General features: G+C 43.0%; 19 protein-coding genes and 1 other annotated feature. Of the genes, 5 read left to right on the forward strand and 14 right to left on the reverse strand.

Annotated elements, in window-relative coordinates; genetic code table 11:
• Nucleotides 1–41: 41 nt before the first annotated feature.
• The 3 genes from ACFQU8_RS07200 to ACFQU8_RS07210 all read right to left on the reverse strand — a co-directional run bounded on the left by ACFQU8_RS07200 (nt 42) and on the right by ACFQU8_RS07210 (nt 1,904).
• Nucleotides 42–722 carry a metal-dependent hydrolase gene (locus ACFQU8_RS07200; protein WP_382358533.1) on the reverse strand — a complete coding sequence of 227 codons (681 nt, stop codon included), beginning with the start codon at nt 720–722 and terminating at the stop codon, nt 42–44.
• 132 nt (nt 723–854) lie between these two features.
• Nucleotides 855–1,613 carry an SDR family oxidoreductase gene (locus ACFQU8_RS07205; protein ID WP_382358534.1) on the reverse strand — a complete coding sequence of 253 codons (759 nt, stop codon included), beginning with the start codon at nt 1,611–1,613 and terminating at the stop codon, nt 855–857.
• Between the two features lie 138 nt (nt 1,614–1,751).
• Nucleotides 1,752–1,904 (reverse strand): hypothetical protein, encoded by a 153-nt coding sequence (locus ACFQU8_RS07210; protein ID WP_382358535.1) that lies wholly within the window; start codon nt 1,902–1,904, stop codon nt 1,752–1,754.
• 129 nt (nt 1,905–2,033) lie between these two features.
• Here ACFQU8_RS07210 and ACFQU8_RS07215 point away from each other — a divergent pair, with 129 nt between their 5' ends.
• A complete protein-coding gene (locus ACFQU8_RS07215) occupies nt 2,034–2,468 on the forward strand; it encodes a universal stress protein (protein WP_382358536.1) in 435 nt (144 codons plus the stop codon).
• Between the two features lie 74 nt (nt 2,469–2,542).
• Here the strand turns inward: ACFQU8_RS07215 and ACFQU8_RS07220 are convergent, their stop codons facing one another.
• The 5 genes from ACFQU8_RS07220 to ACFQU8_RS07240 form a co-directional block, all read right to left on the reverse strand.
• Nucleotides 2,543–3,724, reverse strand: a complete 1,182-nt coding sequence (locus ACFQU8_RS07220; RefSeq protein WP_382358537.1) for an acetate kinase — start codon at nt 3,722–3,724, stop codon at nt 2,543–2,545.
• 23 nt (nt 3,725–3,747) lie between these two features.
• Entirely contained in the window at nt 3,748–4,725 is a 978-nt protein-coding gene (locus ACFQU8_RS07225; RefSeq protein ID WP_382358538.1) for a class I SAM-dependent methyltransferase, read from the reverse strand.
• 115 nt (nt 4,726–4,840) lie between these two features.
• Complete coding sequence (gene tpx / locus ACFQU8_RS07230) at nt 4,841–5,341, reverse strand: thiol peroxidase (protein WP_382358539.1); 501 nt, start codon at nt 5,339–5,341, stop codon at nt 4,841–4,843.
• Between the two features lie 94 nt (nt 5,342–5,435).
• Entirely contained in the window at nt 5,436–5,960 is a 525-nt protein-coding gene (ytfJ, locus tag ACFQU8_RS07235) for a GerW family sporulation protein (protein WP_382358540.1), read from the reverse strand.
• 21 nt (nt 5,961–5,981) lie between these two features.
• Nucleotides 5,982–6,680, reverse strand: a complete 699-nt coding sequence (locus ACFQU8_RS07240) for a DUF2953 domain-containing protein (RefSeq protein WP_382358541.1) — start codon at nt 6,678–6,680, stop codon at nt 5,982–5,984.
• Here ACFQU8_RS07240 and ACFQU8_RS07245 point away from each other — a divergent pair.
• The gene (locus ACFQU8_RS07245; protein WP_382358542.1) at nt 6,671–7,471 is read left to right on the forward strand and encodes an NAD kinase; all 801 of its coding nucleotides are present in this window, start codon (nt 6,671–6,673) and stop codon (nt 7,469–7,471) included. The two genes, ACFQU8_RS07240 and ACFQU8_RS07245, sit on opposite strands and share 10 nt — an antisense overlap.
• Before the next feature lie 48 nt (nt 7,472–7,519).
• Here the strand turns inward: ACFQU8_RS07245 and ACFQU8_RS07250 are convergent, their stop codons facing one another.
• From ACFQU8_RS07250 to refZ, 5 genes are all read right to left on the reverse strand, one after another.
• Nucleotides 7,520–7,723: a small, acid-soluble spore protein, alpha/beta type gene (locus tag ACFQU8_RS07250; RefSeq protein ID WP_382358543.1), complete on the reverse strand. Its 204-nt coding sequence runs from the start codon at nt 7,721–7,723 to the stop codon at nt 7,520–7,522.
• A gap of 80 nt (nt 7,724–7,803) precedes the next feature.
• A complete protein-coding gene (gene thiI, locus ACFQU8_RS07255) occupies nt 7,804–9,006 on the reverse strand; it encodes a tRNA uracil 4-sulfurtransferase ThiI (RefSeq protein ID WP_382358544.1) in 1,203 nt (400 codons plus the stop codon).
• Nucleotides 9,007–9,012: 6 nt separating this feature from the next.
• A complete protein-coding gene (locus tag ACFQU8_RS07260; RefSeq protein WP_382358545.1) occupies nt 9,013–10,152 on the reverse strand; it encodes a cysteine desulfurase family protein in 1,140 nt (379 codons plus the stop codon).
• Nucleotides 10,153–10,198: 46 nt separating this feature from the next.
• Nucleotides 10,199–11,890 carry a septation ring formation regulator EzrA gene (gene ezrA, locus ACFQU8_RS07265; RefSeq protein WP_382358546.1) on the reverse strand — a complete coding sequence of 564 codons (1,692 nt, stop codon included), beginning with the start codon at nt 11,888–11,890 and terminating at the stop codon, nt 10,199–10,201.
• Between the two features lie 174 nt (nt 11,891–12,064).
• Nucleotides 12,065–12,688, reverse strand: a complete 624-nt coding sequence (refZ, locus tag ACFQU8_RS07270) for a forespore capture DNA-binding protein RefZ (protein WP_382358547.1) — start codon at nt 12,686–12,688, stop codon at nt 12,065–12,067.
• A 115-nt stretch (nt 12,689–12,803) separates the two neighbouring features.
• Between refZ and ACFQU8_RS07275 the strand changes: the two genes are divergently transcribed.
• Together ACFQU8_RS07275 and rpsD are read left to right on the forward strand one after the other, a co-directional pair.
• Nucleotides 12,804–13,289 carry a GAF domain-containing protein gene (locus ACFQU8_RS07275; protein WP_382358548.1) on the forward strand — a complete coding sequence of 162 codons (486 nt, stop codon included), beginning with the start codon at nt 12,804–12,806 and terminating at the stop codon, nt 13,287–13,289.
• 357 nt (nt 13,290–13,646) lie between these two features.
• Nucleotides 13,647–14,252: a 30S ribosomal protein S4 gene (gene rpsD, locus ACFQU8_RS07280; protein ID WP_382358549.1), complete on the forward strand. Its 606-nt coding sequence runs from the start codon at nt 13,647–13,649 to the stop codon at nt 14,250–14,252.
• Between the two features lie 136 nt (nt 14,253–14,388).
• Here the strand turns inward: rpsD and tyrS are convergent, their stop codons facing one another.
• A complete protein-coding gene (tyrS, locus tag ACFQU8_RS07285) occupies nt 14,389–15,660 on the reverse strand; it encodes a tyrosine--tRNA ligase (RefSeq protein ID WP_382358550.1) in 1,272 nt (423 codons plus the stop codon).
• Nucleotides 15,661–15,720: 60 nt separating this feature from the next.
• Nucleotides 15,721–15,933: a binding site (T-box leader), on the reverse strand.
• A gap of 126 nt (nt 15,934–16,059) precedes the next feature.
• Here tyrS and ACFQU8_RS07290 point away from each other — a divergent pair.
• Nucleotides 16,060–18,876: a transglycosylase domain-containing protein gene (locus tag ACFQU8_RS07290; protein WP_382358551.1), complete on the forward strand. Its 2,817-nt coding sequence runs from the start codon at nt 16,060–16,062 to the stop codon at nt 18,874–18,876.
• Nucleotides 18,877–18,934 lie beyond the last annotated feature (58 nt).

The raw sequence follows: 18,934 nt of genomic DNA on the forward strand, positions 1-18,934 counted from the left end.
TTAAAAAAACGTGAGCAAAACACTCACGTTTTTTTAACAGTTTACAACTCTACGGAGTCACCGGCTTTCATGGCCAGACCTTTACCAGTTTTCACTTTGCTGACAAAGGCATCTGGATCCTGTTCAATAACAGGGAATGTGTTGTAATGCACGGGCACGACCGTCTTGGCATTGATCCAGTCTGCGGCAACTAAAGCATCATCAGGCCCCATGGTGAAATTGTCGCCAATTGGCACAAACGCGATATCAATATCGTTCATTTCACCAATCAATTTCAAATCGCTAAATAAGCCAGTATCACCAACGTGATAAATTGTTTTACCATCAATAGTCAGCAGGATCCCTGCAGGCATTCCTGTATAGACAACATTTCCGCCCTCGCTCGTATAAGAGGAACTGTGAAATGCCTGTGTATACTTAACATTGCCAAAGTCAAAATCATGGGAACCGCCAATATTCATTCCATGTGCGCTAAAACCTTTTTCACCTAGATAAACGGCCAGTTCATTTGGAGCTACAATGAATGCATTATTACGCTTAGCAATTTGCTCTGTATCACCGACATGATCATCATGTCCGTGTGTCAGAAGAATTACATCTGTTTCAACTGTATCTGCATCAAGATCACAAATGTCATTTCCCGAAATAAATGGATCGATCAAGATTGTATGTTTATCTGTTTTAACTCGTACTACTGAATGGCCATGGAAAGATACTTGCATGTAAATCGCTCCTTTTCTCAGATTACCTTATACCTTCTATTTTCCATAGATTCCTTTTATAACTTTACCCGTTTTTATCTCTTTTTAATCATCAGAGTTTGTGTTCACAGGTGAATTGGACAGCAGATTCGTTTAGCGATATTGGCTGATAACGTCAATGCCGCCAGTGACGTCTACAACCGCTCCTGTTATCATATCGGAATCCTGATCACATAAGTATAAAATTGTCCGAGCAATATCCTCACCTGTTCCTGGTCGGCCAATCGGCGTTTCATCATTAGGCCTGTGCCGGCTTTCTTCAATACTTGCTTCTTTCATTTCGCCAGCAATATTGCCCGGACATACCATATTAGATGTAATATGATGATTCGCCTCTTCAAAGGCTATCGTCTTAGTCAGTGAAACAAGACCGCTTTTAGCGGCAGCGAACGCCGAGCGATACATCCAGCCGGGGGCACTGTCGGCTCCCTGGTAGCCATAGTTAATAATACGGCCAAACTGCTGCTCCCGCATATGTGGAATTGTCTGTTTCAGTAAATAAAAAGCAGCGTTCAGATTGCCATTTATCAGATTATGCCACTCATCATCAGAATAGTCGAGTAACTTTTTGCGTTCAAAAACAAATGGACCAGCATTATTAATCAGATAATCAACACCTCCAAAATGTTTCACAGCGCTATCTACCAGTCTGGAGATATCTTGTTTATTGGTAATATCTGCTTGTTCAGTATGTAATAGGTGCTTATATAGAGACAGTTCTTCCTCCGTTTGGCGTGCTTTCTCAGGATGATTGTGATAAGTAGTCGTAACACAATGCCCAGCTTCCAAAAATTTTTGCACCACTTGTCTGCCTAATCCGGACGTCCCAGCTGTTATAAGAGCATGACCCATCGCTTCATCCTCCTTTCCTTATAGTTACCATAACATGAGATGCCAGCCAAGTCAGTTTTGAAATCGTCTCATACATACAGGGACTGGGACAAAAGAGACGCTTATTAGGCGTCTTTTGTCCCAGCCTCTGTTTATTTGTTAATTCTTTTGGTTATTATACGTGTGAATACCGCGGTTATTGGCCAGCTTGTCCTGGTCTTCAATAACACCTTTTTGATAACTTTCAACTAATTGATTTTTGACTGCATCGATGCCTTTTTCTTCTTCTGATTTGTTGTCTTTTTTAGCCATTCTTATCACCTCCACGTTTAGTATGTTCACATTTAAGCTTCAAACAACCGCAGACTATTTCCAATTCTGTTGGAAAACGATTGCAACAGTGTTAAAAATGGTGTTAGATTTAAAAAAGGAGGAGATAAAATGGACGCGGATTATAAGCAAATTGTGGTTGCCGTGGATGGATCGGAAGCTTCTGAAAAAGCATTCAACAAAGCAGTGGCTATTGTTAAGCGCAACGATGCCAGGATGGTTTTGGCACATGTGGTCGATTCTAAAACATTCGCTACCGCTGAAGCCTATGACAGAACGCTGGCAGAACGCTCAGAGGAATATGCCAAAGATCTCGTCGACGGCTATGCACAAACGGCGAAAAAAGCAGGATTAACGGATATAGAGAGATCTATTGAATTCGGCTCGCCGAAAGTTAAAATTGCAAAAGATATTGCAGAAACATTCCAAGCTGATTTAATTATTTGCGGGGCAACAGGAATGGGCGCTGTTGAACGTTTTCTGATCGGAAGTGTATCCGAGAATATTACCAGATACGCAACGTGCGATGTCCTCGTTGTACGCTGATACATCTAAAACGGCCGGGCAAGCAGCGGGGCCTGCCTGGCTTCCATTTAGATTCCCTTTGACGCTTAAACGCACTAGCCGATGAGACGAACCGTATCGCGCGCTATCATCACTTCTTCGTTGGTTGGAATGACCATAACCTTCACCGGCGAATACGGATAATTGATAAATGCCTCTTCACCACGTATACGATTTCGGGCAGGATCCCAATAAATCCCCATAAATTCCAGCCCGGACAGCACCTTTTCCCGGATAACATCACTGTTCTCGCCGACACCTGCTGTAAAAATAATGGCATCAACACCGGACATTCGTGCTGCATACGACCCCAAATACTTATGGATCCGTTCTGCAAAGACTTCCAAAGCTAATTCGGCCCGGTCATCGCTATCAGCGTTCTGCTCAATATCCCGGAGGTCACTGGAAAATCCGGACAGTGCCAGCATGCCGCTTTCTTTATTCAGCACGTTAATAACCTCATCAGCATCTTTGCCCGTTTTATCCATAAGGTAAGGTATGAGGGCCGGGTCTATATTGCCTGACCGCGTTCCCATTGTCACACCAGCAAGGGGCGTAAAACCCATGGATGTATCAATCGATTCACCTTTATCAATCGCGGTAATACTGGCACCATTACCTAAATGACATGAAATGAGACGCAGCTGGTCAAGCGGGAGATCAAGCATTTCCGATGCTCGATGGGCAACATACTTATGCGATGTCCCGTGAAAACCATATTTCCGAATACCATAGTCCTCATAATACGAATACGGGAGACTATATAAATAGGATTTTTCCGGCATTGTCTGATGAAAAGCCGTATCGAATACAGCAACCATCGGCACATCAGGCAAAATTTCCCGAAACACCCGGATACCTGTCAGGTTAGCCGGGTTATGCAATGGTGCCAGCTCCGAAACTTCTTCTATCGCTTTAATCACGTCATCTGTAATAAGAACTGAATCATCAAACTTTTCTCCGCCATGGACGACCCGATGACCGACCCCATCGATGTCACTCATAGACTGGATCACACCGCTTGATAAGAGCTTCTCCAGCAAGTGATTAACCGCCGTTTCATGATCCGGTATCTCCAGAACGCTTTTCTCTTTATTATTAACTTCAAACGACAACACCGATTCGGGCAGTCCGATTCGTTCCATAAGTCCTTTTGCCAGAACTGTCTCGTCGGGCATACGAAACAGTTGAAATTTTAACGAAGAACTGCCGGCATTGATTGCCAGTACATTCGACATGCTGTTCAACCCCCTTCATGCTGTTATTTAGTCATATTCTCGGAAAACCAGCTATTTATTTGTGACAAAATATCACTCATAGCTCGTGTATTCTTAAATGACGGAACTTGAGCAAGCAGCGGCTGTTTGACAGCAGTTGTGTCCGGTCCCTTCTTTTGCAGAATCATAATGCTTTTATGATTTTTTTCTGACTTGAACACGGTTTCCGGCAATTGCAGAACACCTACAATATGGACCTGTTCCTGAAGATAGGCATGCAATTTATCAGATTGATCGCTGTCAAAAAGAAATTCAGGAATAACAAAGATTAAATAGCCGCCTGCCTTTGTATATTTTATACTCTGTTCAATAAACAGATGGTGTGAATAAGAATGACCCTCATCAGCCTTTAATTCAAAATCGTCAGCTTGAATATCATCGGGATAGTAACCGACTGGTAAATCACTGACAACAAGATCAACCGGATCCAGTAAAAATGGCCCTAGACTGTCCTGATGGAAAAACTCAATTTCCTTCTGCTGCAAGTTGGCATTTAAAGCAGCCAGCCTAATAAGGGTTGGATCAACTTCACTTGCAAACACAGCCTCAAGTTTCTCGAGCTGTTCCGTAACGGTCGTCAACAAGTTCCCTGTGCCGCTCGCCGGATCAAACAGGCGTATATGTTCCCGGCCTTCGGTCACTTTTGAAGCCAGATACCCGACAAACAACGCAATCGCTTCAGGCGTCATTAGATGCTGTTCTTGTGTAGCACCTTTCATGCCTTTTAAAGTTGCCATCTGAACAGCTTTGCGGATATCCTCAATTTCATAAGCAGATGCATCCGGAATAGCCGGGAGATTTTGTTTGATACTTTCATCGAGCTCTTCTGGCAGACTTGCGTTAAATACAGCCTCCATTGTGGTAATCAAACTATCCAGATACGTTTGATTCGTAGACTGCTGCAGACTTTCCGTCAACTTATCGATTGGTTCATACAATAATTCCACATTTGATTGATCCATGTCACAATCCTCCGATCAATGGTCTCAGAACGTCTATATTGTAACAGACAGCACATATTCCCTAAAACAAAAAATCTCCTGTCAGGGTAACCCTGACAGGAGAGCTTCTGTTGATCTACTCGGCTTTGCGTGCAGCCTCAAGTGCTTGTTGATAGTCGGGTTCATTCGTTACCTCACTTACGTATTCCACATAAGTAACGTTATCATTAGAATCAACAACAAAAATTGACCGTGCCAACAAACGAAGTTCCTGCATTAAAACGCCATATTTTTCACCGAAATCAGCATCGCGGTGATCTGATAACGTATCCAGATTTTCAATGCCATTAGCGGCGCACCAGCGCTGCTGAGCAAATGGCAGATCCATGCTGATGGTCAGGACTTGTACATTGTCCAATTGCGCAGCCTCTTCGTTGAATCGCCGCGTTTCCTGTGAACAGACATCTGTATCAACAGACGGCACAGCAGCAATCAATTTGACTTTACCTTTATAATCGTCCAAGGAGACTTCCTGAAGGTCATTTGACAAAACTGTGAAATTCGGCGCTTTGTCCCCGACTTTCATTTCCTGCCCCTTCAGTGTGACTGGATCCTGATTAAATGTCACTTGTACCATTGAATCATCCTCCCATAGCAATCATTTTCCTTTAATTCATTATGAAGGAAGGCGCAGGTTGTGTCCAATGATTCGGCCTGCAATACAAACAGGGCTAGTCAGACTCATCTTCATCGTCTGATTCGTCATCCTGATCCTGTTTTGACCGGCGTTTCTTTTCCTGACGGCTGTTCTGGTTTTCTTGATTGCCGCTTTGTTTTGTTTGCTGCTTCATCATTTCCGGCAAACCCGATTCCTTAAGCAATTGCTGAATTTTTTCGACCGCTTTAGGAGCAAAGTCCATCATTTTTTCATAAATATGGGTACTCTCATCTAAATGAATCATTTTCACGCCTTTAGAATTAATGATTAAAAAGGCGATTGGCGTAACGGATACACCACCACCGCTGCCGCCCCCGAAAGGGTATGAATCACTGCTGCTGGAATCACTGGATTGCTGACCGCCGGTAAACTCACTCCCGCCGGCAGCAAATCCGAAACCTAATTTCGATACAGGGATGATCATGCTGCCGTCTGGTGATTCAACAGGATCACCAATAATCGTATTAACATCTATCATATCCTGTAAATTTTCCATTGCTGTTGTCATTAAACCTTGTATTGGATGGTCATCATTCATGTATAATCCTCCTTTAAAATATTAAATAGCAGCTTGCCGTCTGGCAGGCAGTTTCCATATGATTTTGAGTAATGCATAAATAGCTTGCCCCAGCCTTATCGCTATCATGCAGTCAGCCACTGAATTAAGCTGCTTTTGGTTAAAAGAGGGTGTAACAGCAAGTGATGGCTCGCATTGGAACTGACTTTTAGAAGCAATCAACCCGACAATTGTCCCTTTTGCTCCCCATAAACCGCCGCCAGCTATACCGGTTGTATGCGCTTCACCTGTGCCAATATGAGTGTGCCAATACCATTTTTTGAATCGAAGGCGGCTCAAAATGATGGTTGCTGCCTCATTAAAATCGCTTACCTTGCGCGGAAGATCATGACTTGTCTTATGTATCATTGATAAAATATCTTGCAGCGAATGTTTTTCATCAGTTTCCTCGTTCATTAGGTCAATGGACCGCTTAAACAGACAAATACGATAAAAATATACTTTAATGTCAACCGTTTGTGTATGTAAATTAACGGCAGCTGAACCATTAATATAGATGTTGGAGCAGAGAAGAACCATACAAACAACCAGCAGACTTATGACGACGATGCCAATAACCATAATCACACCCCTTTTGAGGTTAGTATGCAACAAAACAGCATTCTTACACATCACAATTAAAACGTGGTAAACTATGTCTGAGGAAAACTTCTTGAGTGGGAGGTTTAGAGATGTTTTCACGAAACAACCTGTATTTTTACTACCCGGCTAATCATGAGCCGAATGTTCAATTAGAGCCTTTGTTTAAACTGGCACGTGACAATGGTTTTCAAATCGTCAGCGATGCAAAAGATGCAAATGTCATCATAAGCATTGGCGGGGATGGGGCATTTTTGCAGGCCGTCCGGCAAACCGGTTTTCGGCAGAATTGTTTATATACCGGTATCACACAAGGAAATGAATCAGGCCTTTATTGTGATTTCAATCTGGACAGCTTTGAAGAAATGCTGCGTTCAATGGTTCATGAAGAAATGGAAGTACGGCGTTTTCCGGTTATCAATGTCTCGGTAAATGGGGACACCACCTTTCAGTGTTTAAATGAGGTCAGTATTCGCTCCAACATTATTAAATCTATAGTCATTGATGTGTCGATTGACGACTTGCATTTTGAAAGGTTTCGCGGTGACGGGCTGATTGTGGCCACGCCTACCGGAAGCACGGGCTACAACAAATCAACACAAGGCGCTGTTGTTGATCCTAAGATCCCGTCGTTTCAAGTATCTGAAATAGCATCACTCAACAACAACCGCTACCGAACGCTTGGTTCCTCATTTATATTAAGCGAAGACCGGACTTTAACACTGGATGTTGTTCAAGATGGAAATGACCATCCACTGATAGGTATGGATAATGAAGCCTACTCGATACGCAACATTGAAAATCTGACGGTTAGTTTAAGCAATAAAGTGGTCAAAACCGTTAAACTTAAACACAATTCTTATTGGGATCGCGTCAAACGAACCTTTCTATAATAATGGGGCTATCCCAAAAAGGATAGCCCCAGCCATTTTATTTAGTTGTTATTGTGGCATATTGCCGTCAAACTGCTGCTGCGCCGTTTGCACAAGACGCTTTGTGATCTCCCCGCCGACAGATCCATTACCGCGGGAAGTTGTATCAGCACCAAGCTGAACATTGAAATCCTGTGCAATTTCCGTTTTCATTTGGTCAAGTGCTTGTTCTGCACCTGGTACAACTAATTGATTTGAGTTGTTGCTTGCCATGTTAAATCACCTCCTTGTTACGCTTATGGTGTGCACTGGAGGTGGATTTTAAAACTGGTAGTTGTTGTTAACGCAACCAGTCAGAACAACTCATCAAATTCTTCTTCTACATCAGATTCGCCGGTCAGCGTTACGACATTAACACCTGCAACGGCTTCATCAATCAGTTCTGAAAAGTCTGTGTGTTCCTCAAGTTCATTAATTTTATCACGGCGAGGCCTTGTTTTGGGCGATTTGGGCACAAAAATCGTACAGCAATCTTCATAAGGACGAATGGAGATATCATACGTGTCAATTTGCTTGGAAATAGCCGTGATGTCATTCTTATCCATTGCTACTAAAGGGCGTAAAATGGGATAATTTGTCACTTCATTAATCGCATTCATACTTTCCATCGTCTGACTGGCAACCTGTCCCAGACTCTCCCCTGTCGTTATTGATAAAATGGATTCCTGTCTGCAGACTTGTTCACTTATACGCATCATTACCCGGCGCATAACAGTCATCGCATAACTTTCAGGGATTTCCTGAAAAATATGCTGCTGAACCTTGGTGAATGGCACTACATGAACCCGAATCTGACTGCCGTACTGGCTTAATTTGTCGGCCAGATCGAACACTTTTTGCTTTGCCCGGTCACTTGTAAATGGCGGGGAGTGAAAATGAACAGCTTCTACTTGCACGCCGCGTTTCATGGCCAAAAACCCTGCAACTGGGCTATCAATCCCACCGGAGAGCATCAAAAGTGTTTTACCTGACGAGCCCACCGGCAAACCGCCAGGACCATATACGACGTCTGACGTTATATACGTGGCTTCATGTCTGATTTCCACATTCAATTTCAAATCCGGATTATGAACATCAACTTCACAACCAGCGGTATTTGTTAACAAATGCTTTCCCAGAACCTGATTCATTTCCTGTGACTGAATCGGGAATGTTTTATCCACACGCCTCACCGAGACTTTAAACGTCTGGACATCCGGACGATTCTGCAACGCCCACAGGGCAGCTTCTTTGATCTTTTCTTCCTCATTATGAACTTTGATGGCCAGACTAAGGCTCTGAATCCCAAATACATACTGGCATTTTTCCATAACTGGTTCTGGATCATGCCCGTTCAATAAGATAAACATGCGTCCCTGTGTTCGTTTGATCGTTACATCCGGATATGATTTTAATTGTTCATAAAGATTATCCTGCAGCTGCAACGTGAAATTTTTTCGATTTTTTCCTTTTAAGGCGAGTTCTCCATAACGAATTAATATATGGTCATATTGCATCAAGATCTACTCCATTACTGCTTTTAATTGATCAATGGATTCCGCCAGCGCATCTGCAAATGTGTGAATTTCCGTTTCAGTGGTATCATAAGCCAGACTGATACGGAGTGCAGAGGCTGTGCGGTCCCTGCTATAGCCGCACTCTGAAAGAATTTTACTTTCATCGCTCTGTTTCGAGGAACAAGCCGATTTCGTGGAAATATAAATACCCTTCTCACCGAGTGCGTGTATAAGAATTTCCGGCTTAAAGCCCGGAACGGAAACATTTATTATGTGCGGCGCTGCATCATACGGTGTGTTCACCTTAACAGCTTCCATGGCGGTTAATTTTTTTCGCAATAGTGACTGCAGCTCCTGCATATGCCTGATACCGCTCGTCTCTTTTTCTTTAATCAGCCTGATAGCTTTAACAAGGGAGACAGCACCAGCAAGATTTTCCGTTCCAGAACGTAAAGCATCTTCCTGGCCACCGCCGTGGAGAAGTGGAAAAAGTGTTGTCCCTTGTTTAACATAGAGTATCCCGGTACCTTTTAATCCATGAATTTTATGACCGGAAATCGTACATAAATCAATGCCGCTATCCGTAAGCTTTAGTGGCACTTTTCCCATACCCTGGACATGATCCACATGGAAAACCACCTTTGGATGGTCTTTAGCGACTTCACCAATTTCCTGAACAGGCTGAACCGAGCCAAGTTCATTATTAACATGCATCATGCTGATCAGTATCGTATCTTCCCTGATGGCATCCTTGACTGCCTGGACGGATACCACACCATTTTCGTCGACAGGTAAGTACGTGACATCAAATCCAAGCTGTTCCAGACCTCCACAGGCTTCTGACACCGAAGCATGCTCAACTGCGGTAGTAATTATGTGGCAGCCGCGCTGCTGGTGCTTCAGAGCCGTTCCTTTAATAGCGAGATTATTTCCTTCTGTCCCGCCAGAGGTGAAGATAATTTCATTATGGCTGACATGCATCAGGTCTGCCGCCTGTTGTCTTGCACGTGTCAACAGCTTTTCCGACTCCCCCCCAAACTGATGGATACTGGCAGGGTTTGCAAAAAAACGTTCCGCTGCCTGCTGATAACTTTGCAGGACAGCTGGATCGGGTTTTGTTGTGGCACTATTATCCAAATAAATCATTAGCATGACTCCCCGATTTGTTGATTCTGAATCATTTAGAGAACGGTTAGTTGGCCGTTTTCTGAAATTCTTCAATATGTTTTAAGGCACCTGGTTCAATTTGCTCAACAGCCTTTGCTGCATGCTCCAATGACATTTCATATTCATATGAGCGGAATAGACGTTCAGCTTCCGACAGTTTAGCAGCAAGCTCTGGATTTTGACTGCGGTAACGATTGGCATACTGAATCACTTGTTCTGTCAAATGGGCCTGATCAAGCATCGTCTCCGTCTGTTCTGCAACATCATCAACAGCTGTTTTCGCTTTTGATAATGCATCCTGAACCTCTGTCATGTCAAGCGGCTGCTTTTCCAGCGTCGAAAAAACTTGATTGTTTTTTTGCACAGCTTCATCCATCTTATTCCAAATATAAGACGGTACACCTGGAACGTTACTTTTCGTCAAGCGTCGTTTCACCTCATACAGCTGTTCACGTTTCGCTTCTAAACTCTCTTTTGCTTCCATTTCGTCTTCACGCAAATTATCGATTCGCTTTTTAAAAGCATCATGTTTCTGCTGTAAGGTCTCCAGGTCATTAAAACCATACTCAAGGTCATCTCGCAAATCGGAATGAGCCGTTTCATCATCATTCAGCTTGTGCGTCATTTCTTCCAGATGGTTTCTTAACTGCGTAATTGATTTATCCAATGACAAATATTTTTCCATGTCACTATCCTCAAAATAGTAGCTTTGCTGCAGTTGTGTCACTTCTTCTTTGGTCATGGCAAACGTATGTTCAAATGCACCCAGTGACTCCTCAAAAGATGGAAAGTTTGTATCGACATAATTTTTAGCAATTGCTTCCTTTTCCAGCAGCTGGTACATGTCAGCCAGGCGCTCTTCCACTTCCGATATGACAGCATTCGCCTGTGATGTATCACCTGTCTCCAATTCCTCCATACATGCCTCAAGCTGACGTTTATAATGGTGAATTTCTTTTTCAAAGCCAAGATGCCTGACCCGGTAGCCATCGTTTTCCATTTGTTTGAAACCCCTGTGCAGCTCATCGAGTTCTTTCGGCAATTCATATTTGCATTTTCGATAAACAGCTGGAAAGGCGTCCATTTCACCTGAGAGAGCATCCACTTGCTCCTTCAGGTTTTCCACAAGTTCCCTGGCTTCTAAATAATCCCCGTCAGCCGTCAACTCATGATACTTGTTCAGTTTTTCTTCCAGTTCATCAATGGCTTTTTCGAAACTTTCATCCGCTTTGCCGAATTGGATTCTATTCTGTGAGAGCGTCTTACGCATTGCTTTTAAACGCGGCTGAATCTTTTCGATTTCATGACGACTCGATTCTTCTGAATTCATTAGATTGTCCAGATCAGACAGCATGTCCTCAATTTTTTGTTCAATTGTCTGGAGCTCCTGGTCTGCCTGGCGCAATACTTTTTTTGCGCTGGGAAAGCGGTAATGGTCAGCCGCTGCCTCGGCATCAAACAAATATTCCTCGATATCCGGCAAATCATTGGCCACAATGTGTTCCCATTGTTCTTTCCACGCCTCAAATTTTTCTTGCGTTTCACCGGATAAATTCAAATTTTTAATTCGCGAAAGTTCACCAGCAATGTTGCGATTCATAATCGTCATTTTCCAGGATTCAAGACGATCAACATCGTCATAGATCCTCTTGCGCATGATGAGTCCTGTAATTATGATTGCAACCAGTACTAAAACCCCGCCAATCAGGTATGCCATAAAATGCCTCCTAAACTTCGTCCTATATAAGAGGTTCTTCCTGTATGCAAGGTATTACAGGAAGCCACGTATTCATTATCGATATTACTAATAATATCATGTTAATGGCATTTTTGGCTAAAAAAATTCAAATAAATTAATGATTCGACAGGATTTTCCCGGTTATCTCACTGTTTATTGTGTCGAGTGAAAGTTTTGTTCAACAACATAATCAAGCCACTTTCCAATTGCTTTTGTATAATTCCGGACAAACTGCTGATGGGAAAATTCACCCATAACCTGATTTCTCCATTCATGCTGCATGAAATAAGGTGTGATTAGCATCCCCTTAAACTGCATCAATAAAAATTGATTATCCTGATGATTTCTCATATACGTTGATAAAATTGTATCAAAAACATGACTGATAATGTAATTCTCTTTTGCTAAATAAGTCACAGTCATTTCACGGACAAATACGGAATCCAGTGACAGTTCCCGCTGAATAAAACAGGATAATTGATAATGGTGCTGTTTATATTGTATAATTGTTTCCGCTAAATTCTTTAAATTTTCCAGTGCCGTCCGTGTTTCATTCCCTGCCTGAGATCTCTCTATTGTTTCAAGATATGCTTCATAGTATTGGGTTACAGCATATTCAAGCAGCCCTTGCTTGCTTTTGAAATAATAGCTGATCAGGGAAACATTGACTGCAGCTTTGTCAGCTATATCCCTGACAGATGTACCGTCAAAGCCATTCTGAAAAAATAAGAGCGATGCAGCATCAATAACTTTCTGTTTCGTCGGATTGACTGTCATAAACGATGCCTCCCTTGTCGTTCTTTTACGACGAACTGAGCGAAAATCCTGCAATCTTCCTTCGACAATTGTTACCGCAATTTGTTGAAATATAAAATGAAAGGAATGAATCAGCATGTCACAGTTAACCGCTCATTCAACCGAAAAAGCACATTCCTATGAGCAATTATTAAAACAGCTAACAGCACTATGCGAAGACGAAACCGATCGATTAGCGAATTTATCGAATGCTTCTGCTTTATTAAACCAATCCCTCGGTGACATTAATTGGATCGGATTTTATTTATGGAAAGACAGTGAATTAGTACTTGGACCTTTCCAGGGTTTACCGGCATGCATCAGAATACCATACGGCAAAGGGGTCTGCGGAACAGCCATTCAAGAAGGAAAAACACAGCGAGTGGACGACGTGATGGCTTTTCCAGGTCACATCGCCTGTGACAGCGCCAGTAAATCAGAAATTGTTATGCCGCTGTATACAGGTCAGGATATCTATGGCGTTCTTGATATTGACAGTCCGATTAACAGCCGCTTCGATGAAACCGATCAGCTCTATCTCGAAAAATTTGCAAAAGAAATCGAGCGTCTGATACAAAAATAAGTTTTGCCAGCTGGTAACCATACCAGCTGTTTTTTTATTAAACTGTCTGCCAGTTCGATGAAATGGCTTCCTGAGGACAGATAATCATCAGAAAGGGTTGACTTCCGGTCTCATAACGGCTATACTATTCCTTGTGTAAAATAAAAAGGTAGCCTATGTGAACCGGCATTGCCGCCATTTTGTTCCTCTTATGACAGAACTGGATGAAGTTGAACCTGACTTTTGACTAATATAAAAGAGGTGTATCAGGTAACTCTCTGCTGCTGGGGCGATGGTACATGAAAACAAAATGGACAGTGACCAGGAACACGGTCGTTTATTTTATGCCAAATAGACAAATAAAGGAGGAAATGTCCAATGGCACGATTTACCGGATCAGAATGGAAAAAATCACGCCGACTCGGCATTTCACTAACTGGAACAGGCAAAGAATTGAATCGGCGTCCTTACCCGCCGGGACAGCATGGACCTACTCAGCGCAGGAAAATGTCTGAATATGGTCTTCAGCTTCAGGAGAAACAAAAATTACGTTACACATACGGATTGAACGAACGTCAATTCCGTAATTTGTTTAACCAAGCAGGCAAAATGAGAGGCGTTCATGGTACAAACTTCATGATTCTTCTTGAATCCCGGTTGGACAACCTAGTTTATCGCCTTGGTTTAGCCCGTACACGTCCTCAGGCCCGGCAGCTGGTAAACCATGGTCACGTAAAAGTGGACGGCGGACGTGTTGATATTCCATCCTATCGTGTCCTTCCTGGCCAGGTGATTAGTTTGCGTGAAAAATCGCAAAACCTTGACATAATCCAGGAAGCCATCGAAGTGAATAACTTTGTCCCGGATTATGTTACATTTGACGCGGATAAAAGAGAAGGAACCTATTCACGTTATCCTGAACGGTCGGAACTGCCGGCTGAAATAAATGAAGCACTTATCGTTGAGTACTACTCACGTCAATAAAGCTGCTTAACAACGTATGTAAAAGATCCATCCTTCAATTATAGAAGGATGGATCTTTTTTATCTGTATTTACAGCACGATCGCTGGTTTATGGATTAGCGTCAATGCTTCTGCCAGTTGCTGCAGCGTTTCAGTTTCAGCTGAAATGAATAAGAAAGTAGTTTTTCTTGCCACGGCGTATAACGGAAAACTGATCCTCAATCCGATCATTCTTAGTCACAACGTGCTGTAAATCCTGCTTGCGTTCCCCATTAATATAGATAGCACCATTTTGAATATCCTCTCGTGCCTGACGTTTGGACGATGCAATGGACGCATCCACGAGTAAATCAATTAAACCTGTGTCTTCTTTAGCTGTTTCATAAGTCGGAACATCTTTAAAGCCTTCTTCAATATCCTGGGCAGACAGATCTTTTAAATCACCGCTAAAAAGAGATGCCGTTATCTTTTGTGCCTGTTCCAATGCTTCGCGGCTATGCACCATCATAGTCATTTCTTCCGCAAGACGTTTCTGAGCCTGTCGGTTCTCCGGATGATTATCAAGTTCAGTTTGCAGCTCAGCCAGTTCGTCTTCTTCTAAAAATGTAAAATAATGCAGGAATTTCATGACATCTCGATCATCTGTATTAATCCAGAACTGATAAAACTCATAAGGTGTTGTTTTCTCCGGATCAAGCCAGATAGCTCCCCCTGCAGTTTTACCAAATTTGCTGCCGTCAGCTTTTGTGATCAGCGGGAGTGTTAAACCAAATATTTGAACATCTCGCTCTTCATCCTCACGGGAACGGCGTATAAGTTCCATACCCGCAGTGATATTGCCCCATTGGTCACTGCCGCCTATCTGCAGCGTACAGTTCTCCTCTTCATACAGCCTCATAAAATCAAGTGACTGCAGGATCATATAACTGAACTCTGTATAGGAAATCCCTTGCTCAATGCGAGCCGAAACAGACTCTTTATCAAGCATATAATTAATACTAAAATGTTTGCCAGCATCCCGGAGAAAATCAATCACCGTCATTTGGCCAAGCCAGTCATGATTATTGCGGGCCACTGCAGCGTTCGATCCCTGGTCAAACTCAAGCAGTCTGGTTAATTGCTGTTTCACCTTTTCACTATAATCATGAACGACTGAGCTTTCATTCAGAGACCGCTCAGATGACCGGCCACTCGGGTCACCAATCATACCGGTGCCTCCACCAATCAGCGCAATCGGCTTATGTCCTGCACGCTGAAATCGCTTCAGCATAATAATTGGCAATAAGTGGCCAATATGCAAACTATCAGCCGTTGGATCAAAACCGCAATATAACGTTACCTGATGATCATTTAAATGCTGCTCTAAAGCCTCGCGGTCTGTAGTCTGTTGAATAAGACCACGCTTTTCTAAATCCTGTAAAATAGTCATCGTCGTCACTCCATTTCAGATATAATGCCTCAACAAATAAAAAAACCGCCCCCTTTAAAAATAAGGGACGAGTTCAGTTCGCGGTACCACCCTTGTTGCACGAATGCCACTTGGGACTCTTTAACGGTTGTTCAACCGTCTTCTTTCACCAATTTCCTGTAAAAGAAGATGCTCCGGATTGTAATTCGTCTGCAATTATTACTGGCTCGCACCCACCGCCAGCTCTCTGAATAAGGAATTTGCAAGACTACTGCGACCCTTCCACGCATTTAAAATGACTATGTTTTCCCATTTATTCTTATCATAACTAAATGGCAAATGCAATATAAAAACACAGATTTCCATTCAACCTGGAAATGGACTGTGCTATAATGTATGTAATTCAGGGGGAGATTGTACGTGGATTTTAATACCATATTCAGTCGATCAATCCGCAAGATAAAATTGTTCTGGAAGACGTTCAGAACACATCGTTATATTAAAAAGATAAGAGCCATCTGGGGAACAGGCAACATTCAGAAATGGTCCCGCATCAGCTATGATGTGTCTTGGAACGTCCTGCTAGGCTTATTGCTTATAACAGTTGTCGGCGCTGTCTTTGCAGGTGGCATAGGAATGGGTTATTTTGCTTCACTCGTCAAAGATGAACCAGTGCGTGACTATGACAGCATGCAGCAGGATATTCATAACTATGCCGAAACATCATCACTTTACTTCGCCAATAATGAACCTATTGGCGATTTACGATCAGATATCTACCGTGAGGACATCTCGCTGGAAAACGTGTCGGGGCTGCTGAAAGATGCGGTTATAGCCACGGAAGATGAATATTTCAACGCCCATAAAGGGATTGTGCCTAAGGCCATTGTCAGGGCGCTTGTACAGCAAGCAGGCGTTGCTTCGAATCAGTCCGGCGGAAGTACACTTACTCAGCAGCTCGTTAAAAACCAGATTCTTACAAATGAAGTATCGTTTGACCGAAAAGCTACAGAAATTTTAATTGCCATGCGACTGGAACGTTTTTTTGAAAAAGACGCGATACTCGAAGCCTATTTGAATGTCGTCCCTTTTGGCCGAGATGCCTCTGGGAGCAATATTGGCGGTGTCCAGACAGCAGCTGAAGGCATTTTTGGAATTGATGCCGCAGAGGTGAATCTTCCTCAGGCAGCTTACATCGCCGGTCTGCCCCAAAGTCCCTCAGCCTACACGCCTTTCAAAAATAATGGAGGCTTAAAAAGTAAAAGCGGTATCCAGCCGGGACTTGATCGGATGCATTCCGTTTTAAAGCGGATGTATGAATCAGACTATATCGCTAAGAAGCAATATGAAAAAGCTTTAAGCTACGATATTACTGCTGATTTCACAGAAGAATCGCAGTCGCCTGTTGAACAATATCCCTATTTAACATTTGAAGCTGAAAAACGTGCCCGCAACATCATTATGAACCATTTGGCTGAAAAAGATGGGTATTCAACAGACGATCTGGAAAACGATGATGATTTAAAAAAACAATACCATGCACGCGCCGAACAGTCTTTGCGTCAGGGTGGCTATGAGATTCATACAACCATTGACAAGTCAACACACGACGCTTTTAAAGATATTGCAGCAAATTATGATCATTACGGACCTGACTGGACAGGGTTTGTGGAAGATGAGTCAGGTGAACAAACTAAAATAACCCAGTCTGTCCAAACCGGCGGCGTCCTGATTGAAAATGCCACCGGCAGAATCATCAGCTTTGTCGGCGGGCGGCATTACAGCCGCGATAACCAGCTTAATTATGCGACTACAGCCAAACGGTCCAATGGCAGTACAATGAAGCCGATTCTCGCTTATGCCCCAGCATTTGAAAAAGGTGTGATTCAGCCAGGCACCCCAGTTGCTGATGTACCCACTTCGTATGGTGACTGGTCGCCGGACAATTATGGCGGGGGCTATCACGGTCTTGTATCTGCCAGAAAAGCACTTTATAATTCGTATAATATCCCGGCAATTAATGTGTATAACCGGATTAATGACCAGGATCCCGTCAGTGAATTTCTTGAACCAATGGGTATAACCACACTGGGAAAAAATGAGTATGCCAATCTGTCTTTGAGTATTGGCGCGACAACACAAGGGGTCACTGTAGAAGATAACGTCAGTGCATTCGCCACGCTGGGCAATCAGGGTGAATCGGCCGACAGCCATATGATCGAGAAAATTACTGATCAGCAAGAAAATGTAATTTACGAGCATAAAACGAATACAACTGACGTTTTCTCACCTGAGACAGCCTATCTGACATTGGATGTTATGCGTGATGTTATCAACAAAGGCACGGGAACATACCTAAACTCGCAAATCAAACACAGAAATGTGGATTGGACTGGAAAAACCGGTACATCACAAGACTACAAAGATGCTTGGTTTGTTGGCGTCAATCCCAAAGTTTCGATGGGCGTGTGGCTAGGCTACGATATTGGGAAAAGTATACAATGCCCAACATGTGCTTTAAGTTACAGTCAGCGCACCCAAAAATTATGGGCTGAATTGATCAATAAAGCATCCGACATCCATCCGGAGCTTGTAGCACCTGATAAAAATTTTGAACGGCCAGATGGCATTGTTTCGCGAAACTACTGTGGAATTTCCGGTATGCTGCCATCCAATTTATGTCAAAAAGCCGGACTGATTAAAACCGATTTATTTAATGCCAAATATGCGCCAACTGAGAAAGATGACAGCCTGATCAGAGGCTCTTACGTCACAGTCAATGGCCAGACAGTTAAGGCCGGCCCCAATACACCAGAAGAATTCGTGGAAGGTGATGGTCTTACATTCAATCCGGCATTTTTACAGCGGAATGGCTATACCCAATTGGGTGATCTTTCCCTTCTGCTACCACGAACCAATCGCGACAAATGGTCAAAAATTGGATTACCACAAGCAGGCATCAGCCAGGAAACGGTGCAAAATGACGGTACAAATCCTGTTGCACCAAAGACCGCTAAATTGAATGGCAATACATTATCATGGCGTGAATCGGCAAGTCAGGATGTTGTTGGATACCGTATTTATCATGCCAGCAGCCCGAATAATTCATTCAGCCTTGTTGGCAATACAACAGGAACAAACCTTACTATTTCAAAAGCGACTGGTATCTATCAAGTAAGAGCCGTTGATTATTTTGGATTAGAATCACAAGCTTCATCGATCAAGACAGAATCATGAATCATTGGATGAATCAATGCAATACCTGGAACTGTTAAAATAATGCCTATTTTCACTA

Origin of the sequence: Lentibacillus kimchii (assembly GCF_042666895.1) — a bacterium.
Classification (GTDB): Bacteria; Bacillota; Bacilli; order Bacillales; family Amphibacillaceae; genus Lentibacillus; species Lentibacillus kimchii.